Here is a 23,864-nt window from a genome sequence, read left to right as displayed (position 1 = left end):
GCTGGCGCGACAGCCTGAAGCCAGCCTCGTTCAGGCGTATAGGAATAGCCGACCACATGAACCAGACGGAAAACGCCAGGGCCAGGCTCACGGCGCTGATTCCCAGCGTACGCCAGGCCAACGCGGCCTGCGGGAACGCCTCTTGAACCGGCGCCCGCAATGGAACCCGCAGCGGGGTGGGAAGATATTGCAACAGGGCGGCGCCGCTCAGGAAAAGCGCAAGTGACGCCCAAAAGGCCAGCCATTTCAACATATTGCCGCCTTCAAGGGACTGGTTCAAGGCTGCGGTCAGGAGCCAGATTTGCAGGGTGAGGATGAGGATCAACACGCAAATCACACCGAGCAACAGCGTATTAGTCTTGGAAGGGTGCGCCTGCCGTTGAGCTTCACGAAAGGTGCTCATAATTCACGCCGCATGGGGTTCCCTGACGTAGATGTTTTCGTCTTTCAAAATAACTTCCAAATGCGGAAGCGGACGCGGCGGCGGGCCTTGCAGGACAGCGCCTGTGCGGGCGTCGAACCAGCCATTGTGGCAGGGACACTCGATCTTGTCGGCCTTGGGCTGGTAATAAACCGCGCAGGACAGATGCGTGCATTTCTGCTCGTACGCGCGCCAGGTTCCATCGTTGAGGTGGATCAGGATATAAGGAGTCTTCGATCCCGGCGCCGTAAATCCGCGGGTGCCGCCAAGCGGGACTTCCGATGTGTTGCAGACGAAGAGTTCCCCCTCCAGTTGGCGACGGGGGAAGATTTTATCTTTGACGGCGACCCAGCCACTGCCAACCGCCATGCCGCCGGAAACCAAACATAAAAACTTCGCGAATTCGCGGCGCGAGACGTGTTCGGCTTCTACGCGTTCGATTGGAAAATCGACTTCGTAATCAGGTTTGTCAGGGAATGGAGCTGGATTCATAATTCATCCACCACGAGTTCCGTGGCGCCTTTGGGCATCATGATATTGACCTTGGTTTTCACGCTTTGTTTCCCGAAACGGAACTGGTTGACAGGCGTGCTGTTCGGGCGCCGCTTGCCCATCTCCTCCCGTGTACCGTAAAAGAGCGCGCCGCTGGGGCAAACCGTGGCGCACATGGGTTTCTTGCCCGCGCTGGTGCGGTCGTAGCACATGTTGCATTTCATCATGAGATCCATCGGCTCAATCTTCTTTGGCACACCGAAGGGGCAGGCGTTCACACAATTGGAACAGGCAATGCAACGCGCCGTGTTCGCGGTATGCACGATGCCGAACTCATCCTTGGTTATGGCGTCGGCCGGGCAGGCCTTGGCGCACACGGGGTCCTCGCAATGCATGCAGATCTGCACCGAGGTTTGCGTGGTGAAAAAGCGGTCCACATAATCGACGTGGATCATCGGAAGCTGGCCGTTCGTTTCACATTCGGCGCAGGCCATCTCGCAGGCGTGGCAGCCAATGCAGCGCTGCGGGTCAAGGAAAAATTCCTGGTCGGTGCGAAAGGTTGTGGTGTTCATGCGCTCGCGTGGGCTTTGGTTTCGCCGGGAGGCGGGGCCTGGCGCTGAAGAGGTTCGAGCCGGCAGGCGCAGACCTTGAATTCCGGAATTTTTGAAATGGGATCCAAATGGCCCGATGTCAGTTGATTGATGGATTTTTTTCCGGGCCAATGATACGGGACGAAAACTGTGTCTTCACGGATCGTTTCGACAAGCTGGGCCGGGAATTCCGCCGCGCCGCGCCGTGTCACGATACGCACCAGTTCGCGTTCCTGAATACCCAAACGCGCGGCGAGTTTCGGATGAATCTCCAGCAACGGTTCGGGGTATTGCTGTACCAGCTTCCCAATGCGGCGGGTCTGGGAGCCGCTGAGATATTGCGAAACAACGCGGCCCGTAGTAAGGATCACCGGGAATTCGGCGTCGGTGACTTCGGAGGGTTCACGGTAAGGAACTCCATGGAAGTGGGCCTTGCCGTCCGCGGTCTTGAACTTCCGGTCCTCCCATAAACGCGGCGTACCGGGATGATCTTCGGTGGGGCATGGCCAAAAGACGCCCATATTGTCCTCGATTTTTTTGTAGGTGATGCCGTTGTAATCCGCAGTGCCGCCTTTGGAAGCCACACGCAGTTCATTGAAAATTTCCTCGGAAGAGCCAAATCGAAAATATTTTTCGGCGCCGAGACGGCGGGCGATTTCGAGCAGAATGCTCGTGTCGGTCCGGGCGTTGCCAGGCGGATTGACGGCTTTGCGGATGCGCACCACGCGGCCTTCCGCGGTTGTGACTGTGCCGTCCTCTTCCTCGTGCAGGGAACCGGGCAGTACGATGTCGGCATGGCGCGCGGTTTCGCTTAGGAAGAAATCAATGACCGTGTAAAACTCCAGTTTTTCCAGCGCCTCGCGGACGATGCTGTTATTGGGGAGCGAGACGAGAGGATTGAAACAGATGGATAGCAACCCCTTGATTTCGCCACGATTGATGGCCTCGATGATTTCGTAGGCGGTAAGGCCCTTGCCGGGCAGGTCTTTTTCCTCAATGCCCCACACACTGCTGATGTACTTGCGGTGCTCGGGATTTTCAATGTCGCGGTTGCCCGGAAGCTGGTCGCATTTGTGGCCGTGCTCACGTCCGCCCTGTCCGTTGCCCTGGCCCGTGATGGTGGCATAGCCGCAGTAAGGTTTGCCAATGCGTCCGGTGGCGAGCACCAGATTGATGCAGGCCAGAACATTCTCGACGCCCTTGCTGTGGTGCTCGATGCCGCGGGCGTGCAGAAGGAAGCTTGTCTTTGCCGGACCCCACCATTGGGCAGCCTTCAGAATTTTTTCCTTTGGAATACCCGTGGTATGCTCCGCCCATTCAAGGTCGTAGCCAACAACCGCCTCTTTGGCCTTCTCAAAATCGGTGGTGTGGTTGGCAATGAAATCGTGATCCAGCCAGTCATGCTTGATGAGTTGGTGCAGGATCGCACCGTAGAGGGCGGAGTCGCGGCCCGGCCGGATCGGAAGATGGAGGTCTGCGGTGCGGGCGATGGGAGTCAGGCGCGGATCGACCACGATGAGTTTGGCGCCATTGTCTCTTGCCTGCCAAATCCAGTGCGTCAGCGTTGGAAATGTCTCGCTGACGTTGGAACCGCAAACCATCACCACTTCGGCATGGGCCAGATCCTCGAAATTGTTGGAGGCGCGGTCGAGTCCGAACGCCTTTTTATTCCCCGCGCCCGCGCTCACCATGCAGAGGCGCCCGTTGTAATCGAGGTTGCGGGTTTTGAGCGCAACGCGCGCAAACTTGCCCGCAAGATAGCTCTTTTCATTTGTAAGTGAAACACCCGAAAGCATGGCGAAGGCATCAGGGCCATATCGGGCCTGGATGCGATGGATTTCGGAGACGACCCGGTCGAGGGCGGCATCCCAGGCGACTGGACGGAAGCCTTTGCCTTCGACCCGTTCGAGCGGCTCCAGGAGGCGGTCAGTATGATTGTTTTGAAGATAGCGCTGGACGCCCTTGGGGCAGAGCCGGCCCTCATTGAATGGGAACTCCTCCCACGGTTCAAACCCAACGATCTTGTTGTCTTTGACCAGGAGCTTGATTCCGCACTGCATTCCGCAGAAGCAGCAATGTGTTTTTACCACTTCATCCGGCTCATCGCGTCCGGGGTAGCCTTCAGCTGGAGGGAAATTCAGCGATGGTCCGAACCGGGAGATTACTTCTTCGACTGGAACAGGTACTGTTGCCATGATGTTTTATCCGAAATAGGATCCGGACTCCTGCCGGGCCCTCAGGTGCGCTTTGGCCAGCAGGGCGCGTTTGCCTTGCGGGCTGAAATCCAGATGCGACGAGCCGTCCTTGCGGGTGTAATCAAAGCCAAGTTGCGAGGTCACGTCCTTCAAGTCGTCCACCTGCATTTGCGGGAGGAAAGCCTGTTTCGTATGCGGGCAAACAGCTTGCGCCCCTTCGGCGCCGGCCTTGCGATAGATGGCGATTCCCAACTGCGCAGGCCGCTGGATAATGTGGTAAAATTTACCGAACGGCATCCAGATCAGGAACAGGATCACCGTGATGGCATGAGTGATGGCCATGAATTGGTGCGCCTTTCCCTCCATGAATTTGTAATCCAGGCTGATGCCCAGCCCGGTCAACGAAATCGCCAGCAGCAGCAGGAGTGGCAGCCAATCGCCCTCGAATGTTTGAATCGCAATCTGGCCCGCATGCGTGAGGCGGCGGCGGATGAGAAGCATGACGCCTGCGATGACCAGGATGGCGGACCAGTTCAGCGCGTTGAAGATCGCCTCGGCAATCCATGTATGCAGCGGAAATTCCGCGGTCTTGAATCCAAACGTGTAAATTTCGTAGGTGTCAATGCCTCCCGGTTTGAGACCAAAATGAATCCAGCCAAAAACAAGCGGGAAAGTGACGGCGAAAGCCAGAATGCAGCCCCAAGCCATCAGCATGTGCCCGTAACCGCGCGCCTTGCCCCGGTTCCGGATAAATTTCTGGCCGAGGAACTGGACCAGGAATTGTTTTGCCAATTCCCAGCCATACGGAATCAGGCGGCCGGAAAAGAGCAGTTGCCAGCCGCGTGTAAAATACCGCCAGGTGGGCGGGCGTTGAAGCCAGACGCAGTAGCGATACACCATGCCAAAACAGGCGAAAATGCAGCCGAACAAATAAGCGGCCAGCGCGGGATCAAAGTTGGCGAGATTCCGGGAACCTATAATAATGGCTGCCACCAGGAGCAGCGTGACTGCACCGGCAACAAACGCGGCCTTGAAATTAAACGTACTAAACATGACTCGGAACCTTGCGGATGGATTTTCCGCCCCGGGTCTTTGTTTTCCCGGAAAAAACCGAAAGCCGTGTTTCCTCCATGAACCGGGTATTTGATTCGATCATGCCCGTGATTTCATCATGGAGCGGACAGGGATCTCCCTTCCCACACCAATTGTGTCCGAAGGGGCAAAGAGAAGGCGGCGCGGTTTGCTCAAAGAGCGAGGCGATATCCAGCAGGCAAATTTTGGCCGATGGCTTTGCCAGCGTGTAACCGCCGTTTGGACCCGGCTGGCCTGTGACCAGTCCAGCCGACGCGAGTTGCGTGAGCAGTTTTGCGGTCAGCGCCTTTGATATTCCGCGTTCCCTGGCGATCTCAGCCGAGCCCGCCCGCCGCTGCGGATCGGCTGCGAGATAGCTCATCACCGCAATCGCATTGGCCGATGTTTTTCCGTAAACAAACATGGCCGCCCATCCTGGGGCGGGCGTTGAGAGAATACAAGAAAAAAGAGTATTTATTCTTTTATTCTTGATTTATCGGCGCCCGGCCTTACGCTGCCTTCACTATGAGCCATTCCACCCCAGCCTTGTCACCCGCAGGAACACCCATGTCCGACCGCAGCGTCGGGGAACTCGTCGCGGAACGCCCCGGGCGCTCCAGGATATTCCAGGCCCTGGGCATCGACTTCTGCTGCCAGGGCGCACGAACCCTTCGCGAAGCCTGCGCTTGCAAAGGCATCGCAACCGGCGCGGTGGTCGAACAACTTGAAAATGAACTGGAGGAAAAGGCCGCGCCCGAGCAAAATCCGGCCAGGCTTCCTCTGCATGAGCTGGCGGATTACATTGTCGAAACCCATCATGGCTATCTGCGCCGCGAACTGCCCAGACTGCATGCGATGTCTGAACGGGTTGCCCAGGTACATGGGCCCCATGCGCCTTCGCTGGTTGAGGTCTTTGAGGTTTTTTGCGGCATGGAGGAGGAACTCAACAGCCACATCCTGAAGGAAGAACAAATTCTTTTTCCGGCCATTGCGGGCATGAGCCGTGGTGAAACAGGCCCCATCCGGCTGGACGGGCCGATCTCGTGCATGATTCATGAGCACGATGACGCAGGACAGGCGCTAACCCGTTTGCATGAACTGACCGCTGGATACCAGCCTCCAGCAGAGGCTTGCAATACCTACCGGGCTCTCTTTGCCGGACTCCAGGATCTGGAGGTGGACTTGCACCGCCATATCCATTTGGAAAACAGCGTGCTCTTTCCAGCCGCGCGCTCAATGGCGGAAAAAGAAGGAAACTGAACATAAAAACTGCGCTGCCATTGGTTTATTCCTGTTCGGGCTGTTCCAGCGCCGCCCAACTGGCCAACGATGTCGCCATCAAAAATGGAGGTTTCTGAAAGTGCTTGTTGAAAACAAAATCCAGGAAACCCAGGGCGTTAAATTCACAGGGAAACGCCGCTCACGGGAATGGAAAACCATCGGGTTGATGGTTCGCTGCTATTGCCATGAGCGGCACGGTTCCCCGGTTGAGCTCTGTATGGAATGCAGGCAGCTTCTTGACTATGCAGGCTTGCGATTGCAGCGCTGCCGGTTTGGCGAAGCAAAGCCGACCTGCGCGAAGTGTCCTGTCCATTGTTACCAGCGGAATTACCGCGAGCAGATCAAAACTGTAATGCGTTATGCCGGACCGCAATTGCTCTGGCGGCATCCCATTCTCAGCCTCCTGCACTGGCTGGATGGATTTCGCAAGGCGCCTGAAATTGCAGTCTAAATCAGAGACGGGGACACCCGCACTGCGCAGGCCTTGTAAGCGGGCTGGCGGGAATAGGGATCGACTGCGGACAAGGTCAGCCGGTTGATTTCGGGATAATGCATCGGTACAAAAACGCTGCCTGGCGGGACGGTTGTGGTGATCCACGCCCTTGCTGTGATGCGGCCGCGCCGGGATTCGATGGTAAGGGTTTCCTGGCCGCAAATCCCGCAGGCGGCTGCGTCGCTGGGATGAATCTCCACATAACAGCTTTGAGGAGAAAGTTTTCGCAACACACCGGACTTGGCGGTGCGGGTCAAGGTATGCCATTGGGAGGATGAACCGCGGCCGGTGAGCAGGGTCAGAGGATATTCCGCATTGACGGGCTCAGGAACCGGTGTCGGCGCCTCAAAAATAAAACGGGCTTTGCCGTCGGGATGGAAAAAGCGCCCATCCGAGAAAAGACGGCGCTCCTGTTCGATTTGAAATTTCAAATTTGAAATTTGAGATGACGCCGCGCCTTCGGCGCAGGGCCATTGGATGCCTCCGGCTTCGTCGAGCATGGCGTAGTCCTTGATGCCGCTGATGTCGCAGGGCTGTCCTGCGGACAATTTTTTTATGAACTGAAATACCTGCTCGGGAGTGCTCCATTTTTCAAACAAGGCACCGCAGCCCCAGGCGTTGGCGATGAGTCGAAAGATGGAAAAATCACTCAGGGCCTCTCCAGGCGCACGCGAGGCCTTTCTCAAAACTCCGAATCGACGTTCGGAATTGATGAAGGTTCCTTCCTTTTCGCCCCAGCCGGCGGCGGGCAAAACCAGGGCGGCCGCGAGCGCAGTCTCGGTGCTGTGATACATGTCTTGTACGACAAGGAATTCGAGCTTTTCGCGCAGTTGCTTGAAGCGGTTTTGGTTCATCCAGGAATGCGCGGGGTTTGTGGCAATGATCCAAAGGGCTTTGATGTGGCCGGTTTCAATGCCGTCAATGATCTGGTCATACGCCCAACTGGATTCCGTTGGAATCCGGTTTTCAGGAATCTCCAGGATACGGGCGACATCGGCGCGGTCTGTTGGATTTTTGAAATCGCGCCCGCCGAACAGGTTGGTCGTATTGCTGAACAGGCGCGAACCCATGGCATTGCACTGGCCGGTGATTGAATTGGCGCCGGTGCCGACCTTGCCGATGTTTCCGGTCATGAGGGCCAGGTTGATGATGGCCTGGGCCGTGCGCGTGGCCTCATGGCCCTGGTTGACGCCCATTGTCCACCAAAACGATACGGCGCGATCTGGAGCCAGTAGATTGATAAATTCCTCAAATTGATCGTTGCTCAATCCTGTTTCCCGGAGCACCCGTTCCCGCGTGAATGCGGCCGCGAATGTTGAAAATTCCGAAAAGCCCCGGGTGTGCTTCTCCACAAATACGGAGCTAATCCAGTTCCGGCAGATCAGTTCACGGGCCACTCCATAAAAAAACGCCAGATCGGATTTGGGTGCGATGGGGAGATGATGCGTGGCGGCGGAGGCGGTTTCGGTTTTGCGCGGATCAATGACAACAATGGCGGGCGAGCGCTTGTTTTGCAAAATGCGCTGCCAGAGGATCGGATGGGCGATGCAAAGATTGGAGCCGATGAGAACGATCGTGTCCGAAAGCTCAAAATCCTTGTACGTGAACGGTGGCGCGTCAAAACCAATGGACTCCTTATAGGCGGTGGCGGCGGTGGCCATGCACTGGCGCGTGTTGCCATCGCCATGCACCATGCCCATGCCGAATTTGGCCAGGGCGCCGAGCAGGGCCATTTCCTCGCACGGGATCTGCCCGGTGCTGAGGAAAGCCGTTGATGCGGCGCCATGATTTTTTTGGACCTCGCGCATGCGCCGGACAAATTCCTCCAAAGCTGTTCCCCAGGAGATGGGTTCAAAGGAACCATTGGCCCGTCGGCGCAGCGGTTGGGTCGCGCGGTCCGGCGCCTTCAATGGTGCAAGAGCCTCCCAGCCTTTGGGGCAGGCCATACCCAGGTTCACAGGGTATTGGAAATCCGGCGTGAGATTGACGGCTTCATTCCCGCGCAAATGAAGAGTTAGACTGCAACCTGTGGAGCAGAAACCGCAAATGGAGCGGGTGGTGGAATCTGGCAGCAGACGTTTCGGAAGCCGACCCAAACCGAAACGCCCGGGCTCCTGAACGAGTTGGGAGGTCAGGGGGCCGTGCCATGCGCGAATTTGCGGCAGTAGTGATTTGATCTGTGCAATCATGCTGCGACTCCCGGCATGCGCGGCGCAGTGACCGCCCTGAAAAAGAGCAGACGCTCCAGCAGTTCACCCGCAAGGACAAGGACCACGGAACTGATGGGCTCGGAAAATAGCAGAAGGCCTCCAACGAGAGCCGTCGCGAAGCGGGCAAGGGTCCAGGGTTTGAGCAGTCGCCACATCACCCGCGCGCTTTTCGCGTCCGGATCTGCGGCGTCCTTGTTCTTTAGATGTTGGAAATAACAAGCTTCCGCGACGAGCTTCGCGCCCAGGACAAGCAGGGCTGCTGTTGTCCAAAGAGGATCATGAGTGGCTGCGGCGGCGCTGAAGCAGCCGAGAATCGCGGCTGTGCCAAAAAATTTTCCGAAGGACATTTGCCACGACCAGAAAGAACGGTGGGTATCGACATAGACCATGGCGGAACAGCAAACCGCCAGAATTCCCAGTGATGCGGAAAATGTTACGACGATTTTTTCAATCATGCCAAGTCCGGGGAGCGTATGGAACGGCATAGCATGCACCCAGGGCAGCAAACCGGCCAGCGCGGTCCATGGCGCCCAAAGTCCGAATGCTATGACCTCGCGACTGAGCCAGGATTTGCGCCAGCCGAGAAATGCCCGCCATGCCTGCAGCGGGCGGCCCAGGTGAAGTCCACTGGCGCCAAGACCAAGGAAAGCGAGCACACAGCCAATGTCAGACAGGAATATATTGGGGGATGCTCCCGTCAACAAACCCAGTGCGTTGGCGGCAAACAGTCCCACCGCGGACTGCGTGAGCACGAGCATCGCAACAAGCGGCAGGTGCGTCGGCTCCACACGCAGGGAAAGATGATCGGCGGGTTGGAGCTGGGAAGATCCTTCGCGGCGGGACACATAGCGGGTGGAAGGAAGGGTGTACGAGGAACCAAAGGCCCCTGGGACCAGAGGTGAACTGGAAGCCTCTATAATATGGCGGTGTTCAACCTTGACGATGCGGATGGCTTGATTCGGGCAGGATTGCACGCAGGCGGGCGCTTCCCCGGCGGAAAGCCGGTCGTGGCACATATCGCATTTGCGGACAATGCCGAGGCGCTCGTTGAATTTGGGTACATCGTACGGGCACTTGAGAATGCAATATTGGCAGCCGATGCACTGGTCGTCGAGATGCCGGACTATGCCGGTTTCCTCGTCCTTTTCGTAGGCCAGAACGGGGCAACCATTGGCGCAGGCGGGATCGGCGCAATGATGGCAGGCTGTCGTGACGGTTTGTTGGAAGGCATGGTCGGGGCCTGCCTGGTGCAGTTGGCCGACGCTTCGCCAGGTTTCATGTTCGTCAAGGCCGTTGAGGCTGTGGCAGGCGGCAACGCAGGCTTTGCAACCGGAACAAACATCCAGATCCACCTCAAACGCATATTGCTCGTCGGGGCTGGGACGGCTGAGAGGAATCAGATCTTGATAGGCTTTGCGGCGTTCATGAAAATGATGCCCCGTATCATGCCAGGAACTGAAGCGCCCCACTGCCGTACCCAATTGCGCCTGTTCCTCCAATAATTGGTCGATCAGTGTCCGGGTGTCAGCCGAGGCAAGTCCGGGTTCAAGCGCCGGAGAAAATCCGGCGGCCGGAGGCGATTGAAGTTGGGTTGTCATCATGTGTTGGTAAAAAGTTCCTGGAGCTTGCCGATGTCATGCCGATTGCAGAAGGCCTGGAAGGATTCGGCCTCCAGCCGTTGGGAAAGCCAGACGCGCAGGATTTTTTCGATCAGGTCCTTGAGTTCGTCAAAAGGAATGCCGGTAAAAATCTGGCGTCCGATTTTTTGATTGGCGCCAAACCCTCCTCCGAGGCAGACATGGTAACCCTCCACGGTTTCGCCGCTTCTGTTTTTGACCTTGGCGCCCAGCAATCCAATATCGCCCATGTAATGTTGCGCGCAGGAATGCGGACAACCTGTAAAGTGAATGTTGACCGGCTGGTCCAGCTTGATTTTTTTATCGAGATAATCCATCAACTCAATGGCGTGCGCTTTGGTGTCAGTGGCGGAATATTTGCAAAATCGGTTGCCGGTACAGGCGACGAACCCGCTGCGAAGATGGGATTGCACGGTGTCGAAGCCGAGTTTCCTGAGGCGTTTGCAAACGGTATCAACATAGGCTTGGGGGATGTTCGGCAGGAGAAAATTTTGCCAGACCGTGAGACGCACATCGCCGGAGCCGTAGCTTTCTGCGATTTCGGCAATCTGGCGCACTTGTTTGGAAGTGAGTTGGCCGACAGGAACGGAAGCTCCGATGTAATACAGGCCCTCCTGTTTCTGCGGATAAACGCCGACATGCGGATGCGGGTGGGGCGGACGGTCCGCTTTTGTCTGGCAGGCCGCGTCCACGGGCAGTCGGGACAGTTTGGATCCCAACAGTTGCTCGCAATCGTCGAGCAGGCCGTTGAGGCCGCGCTTTTCGACAAGATACTTGAGGCGGGCTTTTTTCCGATTCGTGCGGTCGCCATCGCGGATAAAGACGCGCATCAGGGCCAGCATGACCTTGAGCAGTTGCCGGGGTTCAACCACAACACCCCAGTCGCGCGCAAAGGTTTGATGGCCGGTGACGCCACCCAACGCGATGCGAAACCAAACACCGGGCTTGAGGCCCAGATCGTTGGCTCCGATGCGGACGGCTGTGGCGCCGATGTCGTTGGTGTCTTCGACCGAGCTGATGAGGCCACCTCCGTCAATCGCGACATTAAATTTGCGGGGCAAATCGTAAAACTCACGGGTGGAAATGATTGTCTGAGCAAGGTCATGAACATGCGGTGAGACATCGATGAGCTCATACGGGTCGAGACCGGCTGTGGGAGTCGCGGTGATGTTGCGGATATTGTCGGCGCCGGCCCCTCGGGTGTGAAGGCCGCAGGACTGGATGCGGCGGAGAACTTCCGGACAATTTTTGGGCTCAATCATGCGGATCTGGAAATTGCTGCGCGTGGTAATTTGGATATACCCTGTTGTGAGGTCATCAGCGATGTCGGCCACTTCGCGGAGTTGGTGCGCCTTCAACTGCCCGCCGGGAATGCGAAGGCGGCACATATAACCGTCCTTGACCGGGTTGAGCCAGAAGAGGCCGTTCCATTTGTAGCGGAACACGCTTTCGGCGTCTGGAGCTTTGTTGAATGTTGCGTCTTCCACCAACTGGGAATAGGCGTCAAACGGATGCAGTTCGCGCTTGATCCGTTCTTCCCTGGTGAGATCCGCGTCCTGAGTTTCGGTGATCGTGGCCGGAGCCAGATCGGCAAATGCCATTCCGCGGGCTTTGATCCCCGCGAAGAATCCTTCGAGATAATGCTTTTGGTCGGGAGAAAACTCCTGAGATTGAAGGGATGGCAGGGTGGGTTTCATTTTTCTTGTCTAACTCCTACTCCATCTCTAACTCTCAAATTTAATGAGCAGGCCCATGGACCATGAAAAATTGGAAGTATACCGGAAGGCGCTTGACTTTATTGCCTGGGTCGCGGATTTGATGACAGAGGTTGAAGGCAAGGCTGCTGTTAAAGACCAATTGGACAGAGCTTCAACCAGTGTGGTTTTGAATATTGCAGAAGGAAATGGGAAGTGGTCATCGCGAGACAGGGGGCGGTTTTTACAGATTGCAGCAGGTTCCGCCACGGAATGTTCCGCCTGTCTGGATGTTTTGGTGGCAAAACGCTTGGCGCACATGGAACGAGTGGAGTCCGGGAAAAAGATGCTTTGTGATATTGCGGCTATGTTGGTCGGGTTGATCCAGTGGAATGCAACGCGTGTGCGGGAGGATTCGCTGCAATACGGCGAAAGGCGGGAGATTGAGTGAGAGTTGGAGATTGAGAACGAGTTCATCTCAATAAACATCCCGTTGGTAGCGTTTTTCCTTTTTCAGCACTGCGATAAAATCCGTTGCATTTTCCTCGCTGAGCCCGCCCTGTTCGCGGGCGATTTGACAGAGCATGGAATCCACATCCTTTGCCATTCGTTTGGCGTCGCCACAGACGTAGAAATGGGCGCCTTGTTGAAGCCAGTCCCAAAGTTCCCTGGCGCGCTCACGCATGCGGTCCTGGACATAAATTTTATCGGCTTGATCGCGCGAGAACGCAATATCGAGTCGGTGGAGGTAACCACTCTTGACATGGCCTTCGAGTTGCTCACGGTAGAGAAAATCGGTGGCGGATTTTTGATCGCCGAAGAACAGCCAGTTTTTGCCTGTGGCGCCTGTGGCGCTCCGTTCTTCGAGAAAGGCGCGGAAAGGTGCGATGCCGGTACCGGGACCGACCATGATGACGGGAATGTTTCCATCCGCTGGCAGGCGAAATCCGTGTGAGGTTTGCACAAAGACGCGGGCGCTGTTTCCAACGGGCAGACGGTCTGCCAAAAATGTGGAGCAGGCGCCTTTGCGGGATTTGCCTTCCTGTTCAAAACGGACAGCTCCGACGGTCAAATGTACCTGTCCTGGATGAGCTTTGGGACTGGATGAAATGGAATAGAGGCGCGGTTGCAACGGACGCAGTTTTTCGACAAGCACGGCAGCCGTGGTTTTGGCGGAAGGCAACGCGCTTAAAAATGGGCGGAGTTCCAGATGTTCCAGCAATGCCGTGTGGAGGGAGATACGTCCCATGTTTTCCAACTCAATTTCTTCCTCGCCGTTGAGCCCTGCCGTGTCGAGAATTTCAGAGACAAAATCGGGGCAATTGACCGGATAGACGCCCAGGGCATCGCCCACTTCATAATACAGGCCGGAGTTTTCGAGGGAGAATTCAATATGGCGGACATCCTTGGCCGAGCCTTCGGCGTTGAGCTTCAGATTGGCCAGCAATGGGGCGGAGAATGAATTTTTCCTGCCAATAGAAGTTTCCGCGTTTACATTTTCAACTTCAGCCATTCCATTGGAGATTTCGATCGCGGGTGAGCCTGCGGCATTTTCAAACTTTGCCAAAACCTCGTTGATCCACGTTTCAGCGGGGTTTTCAAAATCGACATCGCAGTCGATGCGGGGATGGATGCGGGAGGCGCCCAGTTTTTCAAGGCGTTCGTCGAATTGGCGGCCCGCGAGGCAAAACGTATCGCCATAGTTTTTATCGCCCAGGGCCAGGACGGCATAGCGCACATTTTGAAGGTTGGGAGAAGAGCCGTTGCTCAGGCCGTGCCAGAAGGCCTTTGCATTGTCAGGCATTTCCCCCTCACCCCAGGTGCTGGTGACAACCAGCACCTGTTGTTCCGTGGCGAGGTCCGCAGGCGAGGCGGATTCCATGGAAGCAACGCGCGCGTTATACTGGCGCGCGCGCGCCAGCTTCCCTATTTTTTTTGCCAGCGCTTCGGCATTTCCGCTTTGGCTGCCGTAGAGGACGAGCAGAGATACGCCGGAAGCAGCGGGTGGCCCGGCACTTACCGGGCCAGTTTCCGGCACTGCCAGCCAGGCAGCCAGAAACCCGTTTAACCAGGCCCGTTGCTCCGGCGTAAAGGGCGCATTTTCAGGAATAAAAGGAATAGCGCCCATGCATTTTCAGAATTTCAAGGTTGTTTGAACGTAGAGGAATTCCGCGTCATCCTGCGCTCGCGTAGGGCTGGTCTGACGGACATAATCTCCCGCCCAGAAATGGCTGTAGCCGACCAGGAAATTCAACCACTTCGAATAGGCATACGTGGCAGTCACATCGCTTTCCTGTCCGACATAGGTGCTGGCATTGCGTGCGGCGGCATTCAAGGTCCGAACCGTGGTTACCGCGTTGGCGCGATACCAGGCATCCTCGTTCGTGTAGAGGAAGAAGACATGCTGCTCCAGGCGCAGCGTGATTTTGCTGTTCGGCTTGAGGGTCAGGTTGATGGATGGGTCATGCATGTTCTTCCAGGCAAACGTGTCCATGTAGCCGTAAAACTTATGGTTCGTCGGGAACAGATTCATGAAGGACTCGCTTTTCCCATCGTTGGGATTACTGTCACCCGAGGCCACGGCATAATCGAGCCCCAGACGCGGCGTCCAAGGCGCCAGTTCCCAGTTGTAGCCTGCGGCTGCATGCGCCGCGAATGCACTCAAAGTCAGGCCATTTTCCAGGCCGCGCCCGCCTTTACCGGTGGCCGGCAGCCCGCCGGTACCAAACTCGTAGGCAAAATCGCCTTCGTAATCGAAGCCCTTCAAATGTCCCGGTGAAGTGGATTTGACGCGGCCTCCGACGCAATAAACTTCCTGATCAACGTCATAGGAGAAGTTGTCAGCGGCCGAGGGAGTCAGCTTGTAATTCGGATCGTTGCCATCCTTCCCACGGTAGAGGAAGTAGGCCTCGGTCTGCTGGAAGCTGACCAAGCCGTTTTTATCGGTGGCATAGACACCGATAAGCTTGTCGTGGCTCGGGTCGGAGTTATTGAACTGCCAGGTATGATCGCCTTGAAGCGGCTGATACCCTTCCATCTCCACAACACTGGCCGCAAAGATATCGATCGAAAGTTTCTGGGTGGCTTGTACGGTGATTTTTGCCGCGTCAAATGTGCGCCCGAAATTGTTCCAGTCAAATCCGCCGATCAACCGTTCGTCACCATAACTCAAAACCTGGCGCCCGATCTTGGCGCTCAGCGGGAAGTTTTGCAGATTGCCAATCTCCACATTGCCTTCCCGAAGGTTAAAAGTGTTGTCGCCTTCCGATCCCAGCACAAAGGGCGTATTGGGGCGGTTCGAGAACACCTCGCGAGAGTCCTGGCCTGAGGCATAGAACTTCAACCATTCGGCGGGCTTGTACAGTATGCCGAGGCGGACCCTCTGCAGCAGGAATGTATCGTCCTGCGGGGACTTCATGCTGTCGTTGAAGTCGAAGGTATTGTTGCGCATTTCCATGCGCAGCCGTTCCTGTGCATCAAAAACCAGCTTCCCGTCCATGAATTGGATGGGTTCACCCAGCTTCCATGTCGGTTGGGACAGGATTTCCTTCGGTGTTGGTTCTGTTGTTGTGTCGGCATTCAAGACCGGATTCAACAGGAATCCGGCAGTGGCGCAGAGTGCCAGCAGTTGGTGTTTAACATTCATCTTCCATTTTCTCCTTGTTTGGCTGGCAAATTCATGCGGCGACAACCTCCGTGTTGAAAAAGGCGCCCGTCGTGATCCGATTTTTCACTATCGGGCGCTCTCCATTTTTCAGGTGGGACTTGTGGTGGAGGTAGTCGATCAAATATTTCCGGTATTCGTAATACTCCGGCATTTCCATGAGCGCGCGGCGGTTGCGGGGGCGCGGGAAGTCGATGTTCAAAATATCGCCAACCTCCGCCTCGGGGCCGTTGGTCATCATGACGACGCGGTCCGCCAGAAAAATGGCCTCATCGACATCGTGCGTGACCATGAGCGCGGTCTTTTGGTCGCGCGCCCAGAGATCGAGCAAAACCTGTTGCAATTCAAACCGGGTGAGAGAATCCAGCATTCCGAAGGGTTCGTCGAGCAGGAGCATCTTGGGGGACAGTGCGAAAGCCCGGGCGATGCCGACGCGTTGGCGCATGCCCTGGGATAATTCCGCCGGGCGTTTGTGCATCGACTCCCCAAGGCCGACAACGGACAGATAATATTCGGCGATTTCAAGGCGCTCTCTTTTACTGGCCGTAAAAAAAACCTGTTCGACGCCGAGCATGACGTTTTCAAAAGCGGTCATCCAGGGAAGAAGGCAGGGCGACTGGAAAACGACGCCCCGATCCGGGCCTGGGCCTGTCACTTCCTTGCCGCCGAGGACAATAACGCCCGAGGTGATATCATTCAGACCGGCCACCATGGAAAGCACGGTGGATTTGCCACAGCCTGAATGGCCGATCAAACAGACAAACTCGCCTTTCTGGATGGCAAGGTCGAAGTCCCGCACGACGACTGATTCGCCGGTCCGGGTTGGATAAATTTTTGTGATGTCGCTCAGTTCGAGAAATGCGCTCATGGAGATGTCAGGCCTGGACGGCCTCCCGTTTGATTTCACTGCGGCGGATCGGCCCCCGGCGCCGCGCGAAAAAGTCCGGAGTTTCAAGGTCTTCGGGTTCAATATCCGGCAGGACGAGAGTTCGCGTGATATTGGTGATTTCCCGGGCTTTGCATTGCAGCAGAAAATCGATGACCTCGGCGCGGATTTTTTTGAACAAGGGATCATGGTTGAGAGCGGCACGGTCGCGCGGCCGGGCAATGGGAACGGGAATGGAAGGGCCCAGGGTGGCGCCAGGCCCCCGCGTAAGCGGAATGATGCGGTCGGCCAGCAGCAGGCCCTCGTCCACATCGTTGGTGATGAGCACCACGGTTTTGTTGCTGGCTTCGCGGATGCGCCCGATTTCATCCTGCAAGGTCGCGCGCGTGAGTGCGTCGAGGGCGCTCAAGGGCTCGTCAAGCAGAAGGACCTTGGGATCGGCGGCCAGGGCGCGGGCGACAGAAACGCGTTGGCGCATGCCGCCTGAGAGGGCTCCCGGTTTTTTGTCCACGGCATCGGACAGATTGACCATGCGGATGAAATGTTCCGTGTGCTGTTTCTTTTTCTCCGAGGTCCATTGCGGGAAAACCTGGTCCACGGCGAGATGGACATTCTCGTAAACCGTGAGCCAGGGCAGCAGGGAATAGTTTTGAAAAACAATGCCGCGATCCGGCCCGGGGCCGGTGATGGGCTGTCCATTCAGCAGGATTTTTCCGCTGTCTGGAGCCAGCAACCCGGCAATCATCGAGATCAGCGTGGTTTTGCCGGAGCCGGAATAGCCGATAATGGCCACGAACTCGCCTTCCTCAATGGAGAGGTTGATATCGTGAAGAACGGCACTCGATTTGTCCGGAGGGCCGAAGCTTTTGCTGACCGATTGTAATTGGAGCAGTGGCATAGGGGTTAGGCTGTGCGGAAACGGCTTTCGAGGAAGCTCATGAGGCGGTCGAGGATGTAGCCGACAACCCCGATGACGATGATGCAAAGAATGATGTGGGAATAGACCAGGCTGTTGTATTCCTGCCAGAGGAAGCCGCCGATACCCGGACGCCCGGTCAACATTTCCGCCGCCACGATCACCAACCAGGCGATGCCAAGACTCAGGCGGAATCCGGTGAACATGTAGGGCAAGGTCGCGGGGAAAAGGACTTTGAACAGGGTTTTGAGCGGGGAGAGCTTCAACACCTTTGCGACGTTGAGGTAATCCTGAGGCACGGAACGGACCCCCACCGCAGTGTTCATCACCGTGGGCCACATGGAACAAAGGGCGATGGTGAACAGCGCCGCATATTCAGATGCCATGCTCCCGGCTGAAAGGAAGAGAACAAAACCCAGCGGCAGCCAGGCCAGAGGCGAAACCGGGCGCACCACCTGGATGATGGGATCGAAGGCCCGGGTGAAGCGGCGGGACAATCCGAGGCAAAATCCAAGCGGTACACCGAGGATGATGGCCAGAAGATATCCCTTCATTACCAGAATCAGAGACAGCCACGTAAAGCGCAGAATTCCCTGGTCCATTTCGCCGCGGTAGGCGAAGGGATGCTTGAGGTAGGGAAGACTGTCCTTCCATGTGGCATGAGGCGATGGAAGGTCCGATGCGAAATGGGAGCTTATAAACCACCAGCTTGCCAGGATCACCATGATGCCAAGCAACGGCAGAATGAAGATTTCAGGCTGGATTTTTTTCATGGGCTATCCTTTCAGGCTGTTGACGGCAAAGCCCTTGGCGTAAGCCTCCGGCTCCGCGGGGTTGAAGGTCACACCGTCGAACAAGGTGTCGGGCGAGTTGTTGGCGCCACCGTGCGTGTAATTGATTTCCTTCATCGCGGCTTCATAGATGTCGGGCCGCAAGACCTTCGTCGGAAGTCCCGCGTAATCGGGCGCGCCTTCGACCATGCCCCAGCGGCGGAACTGGCTGAGCCACCACACACCGTATTTGGTCTGGGGATAGTTGCAGTTGCGGTCGCTGAAGATCATGTAATCCGGATCTTTTTCCTGGCGGCCGTCGCCATATTTATAGATGCCGAGCATGCGCTCCAGGATGATTTCCTTCGGGCAATTGATGTAGTTGGGCTGGGAGACGATGTCGCAGGCCTCGGAACGATTATCCATGCTGTCGAGCCAAACACCGGCATCGTGAAGCGCTTTCAGGAAGGCTTTGACGGTCTTGGGATGCTTTTCCGCGAATTCCTCCAGGAATGCGCAGACTTTTTCCGGGTGATTTTTCCAGATTTTTTGTGTGGGAATGGCCGTATAGCCGATGCCCTCCTCAATCGCGCGCAGGTTCCACGGCTCGCCGACGCAATAGCCGTCCATCTTCCCGATCTTCATGTTCTGCACCATCTGCGGAGGCGGTATGGTGATGAGGGCGACATCCTTGTCGGGATGGATGTTTCCAGCGCCAAGGTAATAGCGCATCCACATGGCGTGCGTGCCGGGCGGGAAAGTCATGGCAAAGGTCAGGGGTGAACCCTTGCCCTTGGCTTCATCCACAAACGGTTTCAGCGCCTTGGGATCGTCTTTGACTTTGCCTTTATATTTATTGGAGAGGGTAATGCCCTGGCCGTTGCGGTTAACCAGCCACGGACAGACCATGGGTTTCCTGGGCGAGCCCAGCAGCCCCATCGTGGAGGCAAACGGCATGCCGATGAGCATGTGCGTTGCCTGGATGGTGCCGCCGGAAAGTCCGTCCCGGATGGCGGCCCAACTGGCCTGCTTCGCAATGGTCGATTTGATGCCATATTTTTTGAAGAAGCCTTTTTCGTGGGCAACGACGAACGGCGAGCAATCTGTCAGGGCAATGATGCCGATTTTCATCTCGTCAACTTCGGGTGCATCGCTGGCATAGACGGCGCCGACCCAGCCCAAAGGCAGGCCGGAGGCCAGCGTCGCCAGGGTCAAGCCCTTGCCGGTTGTGCCAAGGAATGCGCGCCGCGTCATCGGTGTTTCTGTTTTTTTAGAGGAGGTTTTTGCAGGTAGTTTTTTCATTGGATGGATTGTGTTAGGGTTGAAGTGCGGTTTCATAGAGGTCACTCCTGAAGACAGCGGCTGGCAAATGCTCCGGGGTTTCCATGTTTTCCGGCAGCAGGCCGGAACTTTGCATTTCGTGGAACAACCAATGGCCCGCCTGAAGCGTGGGCCTGTTGATGTTTTTTCCGCGAAAACGGTGCATGGGAGCCGGGCGGGAATCGGTGCCCGGCAGCTTCACAAAACCGCCGGTCAGCGAGGGTCCTATAATTTCCTCGGACAGATTTAAATAACGTTTATGAGCCAATAGCGAAACAAGCTCCTGGCGTCCCTCGGGGTCCTCACACACCGCGGCCGCGGCGGCCAGAGCGCGAATCATCGCGTATAATTCCTCTTGATGGCGGGAGGCAAAATCACTGCGCACCAACAGGACTTTTTCCGGATGATCCGGACTGAGTTCGGCGCTGACTGCCGGACACCAGCCGATGCCTTCCTGGATAGCCATCGTATTCCAGGGTTCCCCGGCGCAAAAGCCGTCGATGAGTCCCGCGCGAAGGTTGCGTACCATTTGCAGCGGGGGAAGAACGACAATTTTGACATCGCGCTGGATATCCAGGCCGGCGGATTGCAGCCATTTTTGAAGAAGGATGCGGTGGCTGGAACACTCGGCCACGATGGCAAAAGTCAGGAGTTTGGGGCGCTGGCTTCGCACAAGGTGGCGCAGGGTGGGACCGTCACACACGCCTTTGTTCCAAAGGTTGACGGAAAGCGTGATGGCATTGCCTTCACGGCTGATGATGTAAGGCACCACCACTTCGGTCGGGGCGCAACCGAGGCCGAGCTTCAAGGCATAGGCCATCGGAGCCAGCGCATGGGCGGCATCCAGTTCGTCGAAAATAAGCCCTTCACGGACTCCCGCCCAGCCGATTTGCCTGTACAATTTGACATGGATGCCTTCGCGTTGGAAAAAGCCGAGTTCAAGCGCGGCGATGAGCGGAGCGCTGTCCACCAGGGGAACGTACCCGATGCGGATCACGTCGCGGCCAGTGACGGGCGCGGCGGCATGAGCCATCGGGGTGCGCTGTGCTTTTTTAACCATGCTGCAACAACACGCAGGGCGGATGCCAAAACGCCGGATCGGGATGATTTATAAATTGAATTGTTTTTAAGGATATCATGAATATAATTCATAGTATGCAAAGTCTCTTGGATTCACGGCAGTTGCGGGCGTTTGTCGTTCTGGCGCGGCACGAAAATTACACGCACGCAGCGGCTGAACTGCACCTGACCCAGTCGGCAATCAGCCACGCCATGCGGCATCTTCAGGATCAATTGGAGTGCGCTCTTTTATACAAGGTGGGAAAAAAGGTGCTGCTCACCGAACGAGGAAAAGCGTTTTTGAGGGATGCCGAGGGAATTCTTAACGCCATGGATCAGGCGGTCCGGGATTTGCAAAGCACGGGCATGGAAAACCGCGGACGGCTGCAGATCGGATGCAGCGTTGCGAGTTCCCAATTCATCCTTCCTCCGGTGCTGCGCGAATTCAAGGATTGCTTCCCGCGCTATGAAATATCCATCCAACCCGGTGACACCCGCGATCTGGTGGAGGAGTTGGAACATCACCGGATAGACCTGGCTGTTTGCCTGATGCCGCAGGAGCCGGGGCATTTTGAAACCCGAAAGCTGTTTGAGGACGAACTGCATTACATCGTGAGCCCCCGCCATCCCTGGACACAAAGCGGGAAAATGAAGCGCGAGGACCTGGCCAGGACCACGTTTATTCTCTACAGCCGCCGCAGCATCACGTTTGAATTGTTTGAAAACCATCTGTTAAACCAGGGCGTCCGGCTGGGATCGTTTATCGAGATGGGCAGTTTTGAGGCGATCAAGGAATTGGTCAAACTGGGCTTGGGCGTTGGTGTGATGGCACCCTGGGTGACCCGGGCGGAGTTGGAGTCGGGTTCCCTGGTTGCCATTTCGATTCGGCCGAAACTGAAACGAAAATGGGCTGTGTTGACCCTGCAAAACCGCCCGCTGCGCCTGGCCGAGGAAACTTTTATCGGACTGTGCCAGGCAGCTGCCGCCAACCTGAGTCTCCTCCAGGAAAATCGGCCTGCCCCACGTTGATTTTATAATGTTCCGAATCCGTAGTCGCCTTTTAATTTGAGTCGATTAAATCTTGCCAATTTTGGGAAGGCGTTTAAATCATAAGCATGCGTGATAGGCCCATAAGATTAATGGGATTATTCAGGACTGGTTTTCAGGTCTTCGGCTTCGCTGCCATCGCGGGGTCGATCCTCCTGCTCGTTTCTTGCGGTCCCAAACTCACAGCCGAACACCTGGCCAAAATCCAGACCGGGATGACTTCCGAAGAGGTGAAAAATCTTCTCGGCAAGCCGGATGATATACATATTGAGAAGGCCCTCGGCTTTACGGGTACGACTTTTACCTATCATGCCAACTCCTCCGATGTGAAAATCATGTTGGTGAACGAACGGGTCGTCTCAAGCTCCGGCCAAATCAAATAACACCCAGCCTCGGATACGTATTGAATGAACATGCATTCCTTCAACTTGAACCGCAGCATGGCGACTTTCCTTGCGCTGGCCCTGTTTGCCTGCGGATCCGGTCTGTGGGCGGAGGAAGAAGAGCAGTCTCAGCATCGCGGCGGTTCGGTATTTTCGCTTGATATTACCTCGATGGTCAATGCCTTCTCACAGGGCGACCGCAAAAAGAAAAAGAAAGAGCAGACCGCCACTCCCACCGCCACGGTTCATAACGACAGGGATTGCCCGGAACGTTATAAGGCGTTGATTGCCGTTTTGGCCCGGCTATCACCATCAGCAGCCCGGGTCGCCGACGCTGTCAAGGATTGCAACGATGCAACCCAAGCCGAGCAGGACGCCCGTCAGGCCAAGGTTGAGGCTTACAATAATCTGCTCCGGGCTGAAATGATGGCCCAAGCCGACAGGGACGGTGATCCGGGCCTTCAGCAGGCCCATGACGCCTACAACAAGGCCACCGAAGTTTATAACAAATCGCAAGAACAATCGGAAGCGGCGCGAAATTATCTCAAGGTCTGCGTTGAGAACTACAACCGTGACCGCAGCACCTACGAGGATAATCTTAAAACCTACAACGCTCATTGCAGTGATTACAAGGTGGGGCCGCCTTTCCCTGCGATGCCGACAAGCCCGGATTATGTGCCGCCGTCGGTGCCCGATATTCCCGCGGAACAGCCCCCTTCGAATCAGGCGGTTGCGCCGCCGGCGGAAAAATGGTCTTTGGTCGATCTCGCAACAAAGCCTGGCGGTGTCAAGAGCCGCAGGGATATCGAGGCCGATATGGATGCCTTCAATACGTTGATGGTTCACATTTTCGTACTCGAGATGTCGTTGGATGAAGAATACGACGACGCGTATGAGCTTTCCGTGATCCTCGACTTCATTCCGAATGACAAGGATAAGAAGGACTATCGCACACTTGCGGGCAATATGAACAAGTTGCTGCAGGTGATCAACGCCAACGAGATCCTGCTGGTTCAGTTGCAGGGGATTGCCGCCCAGCTTTACGATATTCTGGCCCAAGAAACGCGGGACCCCAACGCCCGCGCCAAAGACTACCTGGCGCCGCCCCATTATTCGCCGGAATTTTATCTGATCCCCTTCGGCCCCGGCGCGGTCTATGCCAAACGCCAACTGGATAACGACAGCGCCGGGCTGTACAACAAAGTCCACGCCGCCCAGGAAGATGCCTATCTCAAGGAGCAGGCTTATTTCAAGGCATGTCACGAGTCGAGCGAGGCCGACTTGCGGGCCCGGCGATTGGAAACGGCGCAGGACGGGGCGGCAAGCAAACTTGAAAGTGAAAAGAGCAAGTGGTGCCAGGCCTGCGTTGATTATCATCACAAGAGTGTTGGCACGCAATCCAGCGTGGATGTTTCCTGGAGCGGTGTTGAAAAGGCGCGCGACGAATTGCAGAAACAAAAGGACCTGAACTCAAAATCCCCGGAACTTGCCCAGGCCAAAGCCGATGAAAAAGCGGCATTTGACGCTTCGAGCGCGGCTCGTGATGCGACAGCGAAGGCTTCCGGCAACTTCGAGGCACTGCGGAAGCAGTATGAGAAGCAAGTTGGCCCCTATCCGACCCGTGAAGTGCTCAATGAATTGCAACAAGAACACGGCCCTCTGGCTCTTTCCGGGCCGGAGAAGGCCGGGAGCGATCCGGGCGGATATGCCAAATAACAATCTGAGCGCCTAACAT

The 23,864-nt window shown here is 56.3% G+C and carries 22 protein-coding genes; 6 read left to right on the top strand and 16 right to left on the bottom strand.

The features are described from left to right. The 6 genes from PHD76_03975 to PHD76_03950 form a co-directional block, all read right to left on the bottom strand. The coding region (locus PHD76_03975; protein ID MDD5260986.1) for a hypothetical protein at positions 1–403 on the bottom strand (403 nt) is incomplete at its 3' end. Between the two features lie 3 nt (positions 404–406). After that, positions 407–913, bottom strand: a complete 507-nt coding sequence (locus PHD76_03970) for a Rieske (2Fe-2S) protein (protein ID MDD5260985.1) — start codon at positions 911–913, stop codon at positions 407–409. Further along, a complete protein-coding gene (locus PHD76_03965; GenBank protein MDD5260984.1) occupies positions 910–1,485 on the bottom strand; it encodes a 4Fe-4S binding protein in 576 nt (191 codons plus the stop codon). Before PHD76_03965 ends, PHD76_03970 begins: the two co-directional genes overlap by 4 nt. Next, positions 1,482–3,698, bottom strand: coding sequence for a molybdopterin oxidoreductase family protein (locus tag PHD76_03960; protein ID MDD5260983.1), 2,217 nt, complete (start codon positions 3,696–3,698; stop codon positions 1,482–1,484). The genes PHD76_03965 and PHD76_03960 overlap by 4 nt, the downstream gene beginning before the upstream one ends. Before the next feature lie 6 nt (positions 3,699–3,704). Continuing rightward, positions 3,705–4,751, bottom strand: coding sequence for a hypothetical protein (locus PHD76_03955; protein ID MDD5260982.1), 1,047 nt, complete (start codon positions 4,749–4,751; stop codon positions 3,705–3,707). Then, the gene (locus tag PHD76_03950; GenBank protein MDD5260981.1) at positions 4,744–5,193 is read right to left on the bottom strand and encodes an Rrf2 family transcriptional regulator; all 450 of its coding nucleotides are present in this window, start codon (positions 5,191–5,193) and stop codon (positions 4,744–4,746) included. Before PHD76_03950 ends, PHD76_03955 begins: the two co-directional genes overlap by 8 nt. Before the next feature lie 101 nt (positions 5,194–5,294). Between PHD76_03950 and ric the strand changes: the two genes are divergently transcribed. Beyond that, complete coding sequence (ric, locus tag PHD76_03945) at positions 5,295–6,029, top strand: iron-sulfur cluster repair di-iron protein (GenBank protein MDD5260980.1); 735 nt, start codon at positions 5,295–5,297, stop codon at positions 6,027–6,029. A 100-nt stretch (positions 6,030–6,129) separates the two neighbouring features. Then, positions 6,130–6,501, top strand: coding sequence for a nitrous oxide-stimulated promoter family protein (locus PHD76_03940; protein MDD5260979.1), 372 nt, complete (start codon positions 6,130–6,132; stop codon positions 6,499–6,501). Here the strand turns inward: PHD76_03940 and PHD76_03935 are convergent. The 3 genes from PHD76_03935 to PHD76_03925 are packed head-to-tail and all read right to left on the bottom strand — an operon-like array spanning position 6,498 to position 12,087. Beyond that, on the bottom strand, positions 6,498–8,732 hold the full coding sequence (locus PHD76_03935) for a molybdopterin oxidoreductase family protein (protein MDD5260978.1): 2,235 nt from the start codon (positions 8,730–8,732) through the stop codon (positions 6,498–6,500). The genes PHD76_03940 and PHD76_03935 overlap by 4 nt on opposite strands. Then, the gene (locus tag PHD76_03930; protein MDD5260977.1) at positions 8,729–10,354 is read right to left on the bottom strand and encodes a dimethyl sulfoxide reductase anchor subunit; all 1,626 of its coding nucleotides are present in this window, start codon (positions 10,352–10,354) and stop codon (positions 8,729–8,731) included. The genes PHD76_03935 and PHD76_03930 overlap by 4 nt, the downstream gene beginning before the upstream one ends. Next, on the bottom strand, positions 10,351–12,087 hold the full coding sequence (locus PHD76_03925) for a NirA family protein (protein ID MDD5260976.1): 1,737 nt from the start codon (positions 12,085–12,087) through the stop codon (positions 10,351–10,353). Before PHD76_03925 ends, PHD76_03930 begins: the two co-directional genes overlap by 4 nt. Positions 12,088–12,130: 43 nt before the next feature. Between PHD76_03925 and PHD76_03920 the strand changes: the two genes are divergently transcribed. Continuing rightward, the gene (locus tag PHD76_03920) at positions 12,131–12,535 is read left to right on the top strand and encodes a four helix bundle protein (GenBank protein MDD5260975.1); all 405 of its coding nucleotides are present in this window, start codon (positions 12,131–12,133) and stop codon (positions 12,533–12,535) included. Positions 12,536–12,562: 27 nt separating this feature from the next. Here the strand turns inward: PHD76_03920 and PHD76_03915 are convergent, their stop codons facing one another. Genes PHD76_03915 through PHD76_03885 form a run of 7 tightly spaced genes read right to left on the bottom strand, consistent with a single transcriptional unit; the run spans position 12,563 to position 20,700 of the window. Continuing rightward, positions 12,563–14,212 (bottom strand): flavodoxin domain-containing protein, encoded by a 1,650-nt coding sequence (locus tag PHD76_03915; protein MDD5260974.1) that lies wholly within the window; start codon positions 14,210–14,212, stop codon positions 12,563–12,565. A gap of 6 nt (positions 14,213–14,218) precedes the next feature. Then, complete coding sequence (locus PHD76_03910; protein ID MDD5260973.1) at positions 14,219–15,730, bottom strand: alginate export family protein; 1,512 nt, start codon at positions 15,728–15,730, stop codon at positions 14,219–14,221. Between the two features lie 31 nt (positions 15,731–15,761). Then, positions 15,762–16,616, bottom strand: coding sequence for an ABC transporter ATP-binding protein (locus PHD76_03905; GenBank protein ID MDD5260972.1), 855 nt, complete (start codon positions 16,614–16,616; stop codon positions 15,762–15,764). A gap of 7 nt (positions 16,617–16,623) precedes the next feature. Further along, a complete protein-coding gene (locus PHD76_03900; GenBank protein MDD5260971.1) occupies positions 16,624–17,532 on the bottom strand; it encodes an ABC transporter ATP-binding protein in 909 nt (302 codons plus the stop codon). 5 nt (positions 17,533–17,537) lie between these two features. Then, positions 17,538–18,323, bottom strand: coding sequence for a nitrate ABC transporter permease (gene ntrB / locus PHD76_03895; protein ID MDD5260970.1), 786 nt, complete (start codon positions 18,321–18,323; stop codon positions 17,538–17,540). Between the two features lie 3 nt (positions 18,324–18,326). Further along, a complete protein-coding gene (locus PHD76_03890; GenBank protein ID MDD5260969.1) occupies positions 18,327–19,622 on the bottom strand; it encodes a CmpA/NrtA family ABC transporter substrate-binding protein in 1,296 nt (431 codons plus the stop codon). A 13-nt stretch (positions 19,623–19,635) separates the two neighbouring features. Next, positions 19,636–20,700, bottom strand: a complete 1,065-nt coding sequence (locus PHD76_03885) for a CmpA/NrtA family ABC transporter substrate-binding protein (protein ID MDD5260968.1) — start codon at positions 20,698–20,700, stop codon at positions 19,636–19,638. A gap of 95 nt (positions 20,701–20,795) precedes the next feature. Here PHD76_03885 and PHD76_03880 point away from each other — a divergent pair, with 95 nt between their 5' ends. From PHD76_03880 to PHD76_03870, 3 genes are all read left to right on the top strand, one after another. Then, entirely contained in the window at positions 20,796–21,728 is a 933-nt protein-coding gene (locus tag PHD76_03880; protein ID MDD5260967.1) for a LysR family transcriptional regulator, read from the top strand. Positions 21,729–21,838: 110 nt separating this feature from the next. Beyond that, positions 21,839–22,129, top strand: coding sequence for a hypothetical protein (locus tag PHD76_03875; protein MDD5260966.1), 291 nt, complete (start codon positions 21,839–21,841; stop codon positions 22,127–22,129). Between the two features lie 24 nt (positions 22,130–22,153). After that, positions 22,154–23,845 carry a hypothetical protein gene (locus PHD76_03870; protein MDD5260965.1) on the top strand — a complete coding sequence of 564 codons (1,692 nt, stop codon included), beginning with the start codon at positions 22,154–22,156 and terminating at the stop codon, positions 23,843–23,845. The last annotated feature ends 19 nt before the right edge of the window (positions 23,846–23,864 follow it).

The sequence above is a fragment of the Candidatus Methylacidiphilales bacterium genome, from assembly GCA_028713655.1.
Lineage (GTDB): Bacteria > Verrucomicrobiota > Verrucomicrobiia > Methylacidiphilales > JAAUTS01 > JAQTNW01.
Note: the sequence above shows the minus strand (reverse complement) of the source record. Positions and strands in the feature narration are given on the sequence as shown.